The sequence below is a fragment of the Ruminococcus sp. J1101004sp1_RTP21198st1_B9_RTP21198_201120 genome, assembly GCF_040924245.1.
Lineage (GTDB): Bacteria > Bacillota > Clostridia > Lachnospirales > Lachnospiraceae > Blautia_A > Blautia_A faecis.
Window position 1 is genome coordinate 24,033 of record NZ_JBCOMI010000043.1, and the last position, 6,794, is coordinate 30,826.

The window sequence follows — 6,794 nt, forward strand, 5'->3', positions numbered from 1 at the left end:
CCTGTATACTTTAAAGAGTAAAAGGAATTGACCAAAAAGAATACCTCAAGTAAATTTAGATTATTACTGACCGGCCAGTTAGTAAAAATCTAAAGTACAAGAGGTATCTGAAATGAATGTTAAAACAAATAAGACAAAAAAGCAAGCAAATGTAGAAAATCAGGCAGTTAATCTTTTATCAAAAGAAGAACTCTGCAAGCGGATTGAAGGTGTTGAAAAAGAATTAAAATCGTATACCTGGAGAGAACTGGAAACAAACGGTAAATTTGCAAAAAATGATAAACTTTCCTTTATCACGGATGACATGCTTATAGTTGGATGCGATATAGGCAGTGAAACTCATTATATAAGAGCAATCGACATCCGAGGAAGGAAATTAAGCAGAAAAGCATTTGAATTCAGTAACACAGCAGAAGGCTTTGAAGCAGCTAAAGCATGGATGCTGGAGCTTGCAGTACAGAATAGAAAAAGCCAGATTGTCTTGGGGCTTGAACCGACTGGCCACTACTGGTTTACACTGGCTGCATGGCTGATCACGGCTGGAATCAGCGTTGTCCAGGTGAATCCATATGCTGTAAAACAGAGCAAGGAAATCGAAGACAACAGCCAGCTCAAGGATGACAGAAAGGATCCTAAACTGATTGCGAATCTTGTAAAAGATGGGAATTACGGAATGCCTTATCTCCCGGAAGAAATCTATGCAGACATGAGACGACTTTCGATGTTCAGGGATCAGCTTACAGAAGACCGTATTAGAAATATTAATCGTCTTCACAGGGAGCTTAAAATCTATTTTCCAGAATACATGGACGCATTTGGAAAAATCGATGGTGCATTCGCATTGGAAGTAGTGAAAATGCCGTGCATTCCATCAGAGATTACAGAACTGGGGACAGAAGGTCTGAGGAACATCTGGCATGAAGCGAAGCTAAGAGGACGCGGCTATAGCAGAACCAGTGAAATCGTGGAGTATGCAGAAAAAAACGTAGGACTGAAAGATGGATCCAGTGTCGGTCGTGAGACAGTGAAGTGGTTTGCGAAAGAAATCATGAAACTGGATGAACAGCTTGCCTGGATAGAGAATACCCTGCATAAAAAATGCATGGAAATACCTTATACAGAAAATATCCTGGAGATCAAAGGCGTGGGTGAAAATATTTTAGCCGGAATTGTGGCAGAAATGGGAGACATCAGCAGATTTGATGATGTAAAAGAGATCCAGAAATTAAGCTGAATGAGTCTTGTAGCAGGCAGTTCAGGTAAGCACAAAGGGCAGACAAAGATCAGTCACAGGGGACGCAAGCGGCTCCGGTACTGGCTGTTCCAGGCGGCAAGATCAGCAGTTTCCCATGCCGAAGAATTTAAAGAATTGCATGTATATTACACAACACGGGCTGACAACCCGCTGAAAAAGATGCAGTCCCTGATAGTGATAGCCTGCAAGATATTAAGAGTAATATACACCATCCTGAAGACAGGAAGAGACTATGATCCGCAAAAAATGTTAAAGGACATCAAACGGCCAAAAGCTGCATTAGCCGCAAAAGCAGCATAAAGAGCAAAACAGTCAATGCTTCCAGAACTCTGTCGAGGCTGTAATAATCCGAATTGGAGACTGGACAGGGTTCTGGAATAGAAACCCGTAAACGATGAGGTCTGAAACGGACCACATCAGTCAAAAGACTAACAGGAATCTGTAATGGTATAGCGTCCACTGAGTAAATCAGTACCATAATAGATGAATGCAGGTCAGTAACAATCGAACAGAAAAAAACAAGAGCTGTAGCCGGCATCGGTGTTTACCATGGGGCATGGATCCTGTTTAGGAGCTTGGCTGGCACTCAGTGTATGGTAGATGGGACGAAGGAAGTTGGGACATGATCCCTTTAGACACGGAAGGTTCATCATCATAGTTGATCAGAGGGAAAATAGCCTTTATAAAGCAAACAAAAGGGATGCTTTTAAAACTATATCCATTTATCAGCTATTCGGTACATGATACTACGATATCCATCACTCCCGGCTCTGTTTTTGAGGTAAATAAAAATCGTCAAAGCTTATAAAATCAATAAATTTAGGCTTGACAGAATAGGAAGGTTTGAAGAAAAATATGGACTGGCATTTACTCTCTTATCAGATCCGAAACATAAAGTGATTGAAGCATATGATGTCCGGAAAGAAAAATTATGGAAAAGTTTCTATAAGAATAGTAAGGACAAATTGCAGGAATGAAAAAGGAATGAAAATTTTATGCTACGATATTTATTAGTATGGATAATTCTGGAAATATCTGCTATAATTATTATGGGATAATTCCAAATTATCCTTTATTTTAGAATACAGAACAACGGAGATTGGACTATGACTTGGGAAGAACAACTGCAAAACTGTGTAACAAACGATACATCTGCCAGTGGAAGAATACTCCATTTAACGCCATATATGGATGAATTAATAAAAAGCACACATAGCATGGCTCTTCAAAAACAGTTTATCCCCCCCACAGCGGAGTGTAATTTTCAGTTTGCAGACGATTATCTCTGTGAAGATAAATACACTCCTGTTCCGAATCTTATTCATAGATACAAAAATAAGGCCGTTATAATAGCAACCAATCAATGTGCATGTTATTGCCAATTTTGTACGAGACAGCGCCTTACCCGTAGTGGAGAAATCAGTCTTGATAATTTTGGGAAAATACTGGCTTATATAAAAGAACACTCTGAAATAGAGGATATTCTGGTAACAGGTGGGGATCCTTTAATTTTAAATACCAGCAAAATTGTTGCTATATTACAGGAATTAGAAAAAATAGACAGCATAAAAATTATGAGAATTGGAACCAGAATTCCAATCACGCTTCCTCAAAGAATAAATACTGAACTAATTCAGGCTCTAAAAATGTTTAATCATCTGTATATAAATATACATATAAATCATCCGGATGAATTAACGTCGGAAAGCAGAGATGCCATCTTGGCGCTGGCAAATAATGGGATTCCGCTTGGAAGTCAGTCGGTCTTATTAAAAGGCATTAATGATGACTATGATATTTTAAAAAAATTATTTCAACAACTAATTCAAATAAAAGTAAAGCCTTATTATCTGTATCAATGTGACAAGGTGAAAGGCTGTGAAGATTATATCGTTGATATTCAAAAAGGTATTGATATCATTAATAAATTATGTAATCAAATCAGCGGTTTCGCTATCCCCAAATTTGTTGTGGACACACCAGAAATGGGGAAGATGATACTGGCACCCTGTTCGATGAGTGGAACTGATGAAGATATCTTTTATTTTTCAAATAGCAACGGACAGTGTTCTTACAAAAATGTAAAATAAACTACAGTACAGTAGCAGGAGATTAATATGAAAAAAAAATTATGTGTCGGAATTGCATACGATGTAAAAGAGGATTATAGCATTTCTGCAGAAGGTTTTTCTCACTGTGATTTTAGTATGCTATTTGAAATTAAGATGATAAAAGAACTCCTTGAGGAACGTGGACATGTTGTATATCTATTAGGAAACTATCAAAAAATTAATAAAATGTTTATGGATGGAACGTTTCCAGAAGTTGATATTGTTATGAATACTGCTGAAGGTATTCTCAGCAGAAACAGAGAAGGATGGTTGCCATCTCTGTTTGAAATAAATGATATCCCTTATTCGGGTTCAGACGCCTATGCCTTAAATCTGACTTTGAATAAATTACATACGAAAATCATAGCGGAATATCTTAAAATTCCAACACCTACGTACTGTAAGATTGATTGTATGGATGATGTCCAAATGGCTATCAAATCAGTAAAGGGACCTTGGATATTAAAACCCAATTATGAGGGGAGTAGTTCTGGTGTTATGCTTGCAAATTCAGAAGAGCAATTAAAACAAGTTTTTTTGAAATTGAGTGCGGAATATCAGCAAACGTTGTTATGTGAGAACTATATTGACGGGCGAGAATTTACGGTTGCACTTTTATATGACGGCGAAAAAACGAAATCTCTTGGGACAGTTGAAATTATCCGAAAAGGAAAGAAAAATATAGGAATTTTCAGTGCAGAAGATAAATATTCCGATACCTGTACTAAAATTCCCGCTATTTTACATGAAGATATTATTAACAGTATGGAAGAGGATGCCAAAAAGCTTCACCAGTTCTTAGAATGCCATGATTATAGCAGAATCGATTACAGGGTGGATTCGGATGGAAAGTATTATCTGTTAGAAATCACACCACTGCCAAATGTAGATTTTGAAAGTGGATTTGCCAAATGTTGTGAATATAGTAAATATAATCTTGGGAAAATATTAGAAGAAATACTTTACAATGCTTTACTGCGTTACAAAAACAGACAGGGGATTAAACTCCCCTAATCTGTCTTAAACGCTTTCATAAAAGCGGAGCGTTGTAAAATAAAAACCATTTTCTATGCATTTTTTGTATACTTTTTTAGGTGCGCTTCCAGCTGTGTTACGTGTTTTTAGTCCCATCGCTTTCTTTGCTTTGTACGTTAGCACTTTATATACATACCTAAAGCGTGGTTCTATATATTCCAGATTTGAACATGTTTTGAGTTTTTCCAAGCATTTTTCATATTCTTTAATATGAAAATAGTAAAATGCCCAGTTCAAATTGTGATATATCGCATATACTGGAATGTGCTGTGCTTCCTGTACCTTAATTAATTGATCGATTCGATTTAGTTGCTTTAATGCCTCATCATGCGTCCCCAAAACATTCATACAATTAAGAATGTTTGTTCGAATAGTAATTTCAGAATAAGGTTCCATTTCATATTGTAACGCTTGTTCAAAAATAGTAAGGGCAGATATAAAATCATTATCCAATACCATTTTTAATATTCCTTTTGTATTCAGCGGACAATGAACGGCAATACTTCCAAAAGAATCAAATAATTCGATGGATTCGTTAATCGGCTCAGAAATGTTCGCTAACTCATCTATATACAAGTAGTCTGTGGCAATGTTGTGAAGAACTTCTGCCAGATATCTTGTAGACTTTTGCTTTCTAAAAAATGCTTCTGCCGTTTTTTCCATGTTAATTGCGATTTCTTCTCCAAAAACCATGCTCGCCATGCGAAGCAGAACATAATATTCCTGCTCATACTGATTTTTTTTGTAATAATCTAATGCGGTTGCATAATATTTTTCTTGACTTTTTATATCTCCAGTTGAATCGCAAGTAGATGCTAATAACGATAATACTTTTATATACCAATGATTGCAGATACTATTTTTTTCAAAATGTTCTTTCAAGTGATTTAGTTTTGCGACTGCCTCTTTTACCTTACCATTCATATATAGACAATAAGACATCTGGTAAAGGACTTCTACTACAGTGTCTGATAATTGGTCTGTATCCAGATAACTCAGGCATTCTTCATAGATTTGATAAGCTTTAAGGAAATCACCCATATTTCTATAGCAGTCTGCTTCTGCTTTAAAAACATCATATTCTAAGGAATCTAAATGCAAACGATCCAAATCGACATATTCCAACATATACTTCGTATCATGAACTGCTGCTAATTCATGTATATAATCAGATATTCGCTCATATTTTGCAATTAACTCAATATAAAACATAATCGCAGCGTTATAATTTTGTGCATACTTATAATGTTTTGCAATCGGATACAATGCCGCAATTTCTTGTTCTACTGTTTTTGTCCTTTTACGCTGCTGCTCCTTTTTCAATAATTTTTTATAATAATTCGCCAAAATCTCATGCCACTCTTTTTGCTGTTCTGGTGATACACTATTTTTTATTAACTGATATACATCATTGGTTTCAAAAGAATAAGTTTTATCGTCTGGGCGAACAATTAATTGAGATATCTTTTCGATTTTCTGTAGCATATCATCCGCATTAATAATCTGAAATGGTTTTGAAAGCAATTCCGCATTAAAAACATTTCCGATAATGGATGATTTTGAAAGTACTTCTTTTAATGTATCATCAAGTTTGTCATAACGCTGAAGAATAAATTCTTTTAAAACATCTGCCAAGATACCGGAAGGCAATTTGTCACATATGCATTTTCCATTTTCGCATCGTATATAATGTTCCCCTTTTAAATAGTTAATTGCTATATTTAAATACATTATATTTCCGAATGAAGAATTCAAAATATATGCAAGATTTTCATTTGATATTGTAATATCGCCTAAGACATTAAAAAAATAAGTTTTTAAATCATCTACAGAAAGTTTATCAAAACATATAAAGTCTGTATGATTAGGAGGTAATTTATAAAACGGAACAAGGACATTCGTATTTTCCTCAATGTCTAACTCGAATATCATAAACGTTTGGTAATGCAAAAAGCGATTTAATAATGCTTCCGTTGTTTCGGAAAGAAATTTGGCAGTCTGAGAATCTAGATCATAAAATCGTTCAACATAAATAATCAACGGTTCTTTTTTACATATGGTCAAAAATTCTTTTCTAATCTGATCTTCAAAACATAAATCCGAATTATGCGACAGATACTTTGTATCTAATTCAAGTGCTGACATAACTGGTTCTAATTGAAATCGATTTTCAGCATTAGGAGATACCCTTATAACCTTTTTCTTTTCATGCAGGAAGCGTTGAATACAGCTTCGCTTTCCTAATCCTTTTTCTCCATAAACAATAATCGCATGTGACGTTGTTCGATAAGAGAAAATATTGTCCATGATTTTCCGTTTGTCTTCATTAATTTTATCATAATGATTTATTGAGAAAGGCTCTGGCACCACGTCCTCGTTATTGTTTTTTTCAA

5 protein-coding genes and 1 pseudogene are annotated in these 6,794 nt (G+C 35.3%); 5 read left to right on the plus strand and 1 reads right to left on the minus strand.

The window, feature by feature from the left end:
* Positions 1 to 112: 112 nt before the first annotated feature.
* The 5 genes and pseudogenes from AB5618_RS19505 (at position 113) to AB5618_RS19525 (ending at position 4,380) form a co-directional block, all read left to right on the plus strand.
* Positions 113 to 1,234 (plus strand): IS110 family transposase, encoded by a 1,122-nt coding sequence (locus AB5618_RS19505; protein WP_243880102.1) that lies wholly within the window; start codon positions 113 to 115, stop codon positions 1,232 to 1,234.
* Entirely contained in the window at positions 1,235 to 1,555 is a 321-nt protein-coding gene (locus AB5618_RS19510; protein WP_243880104.1) for a transposase, read from the plus strand.
* A gap of 539 nt (positions 1,556 to 2,094) precedes the next feature.
* Positions 2,095 to 2,269: pseudogene (locus AB5618_RS19515) on the plus strand (peroxiredoxin); the annotation flags it as partial.
* 92 nt (positions 2,270 to 2,361) lie between these two features.
* Positions 2,362 to 3,345, plus strand: coding sequence for a KamA family radical SAM protein (locus tag AB5618_RS19520; RefSeq protein WP_148462713.1), 984 nt, complete (start codon positions 2,362 to 2,364; stop codon positions 3,343 to 3,345).
* 27 nt (positions 3,346 to 3,372) lie between these two features.
* Positions 3,373 to 4,380, plus strand: a complete 1,008-nt coding sequence (locus AB5618_RS19525) for an ATP-grasp domain-containing protein (RefSeq protein WP_148462712.1) — start codon at positions 3,373 to 3,375, stop codon at positions 4,378 to 4,380.
* A 6-nt stretch (positions 4,381 to 4,386) separates the two neighbouring features.
* Here AB5618_RS19525 and AB5618_RS19530 read toward each other — a convergent pair.
* Positions 4,387 to 6,794, minus strand: a 2,408-nt coding sequence (locus tag AB5618_RS19530) for a hypothetical protein (protein WP_368367001.1), incomplete at its 5' end; no start/stop codon positions are given.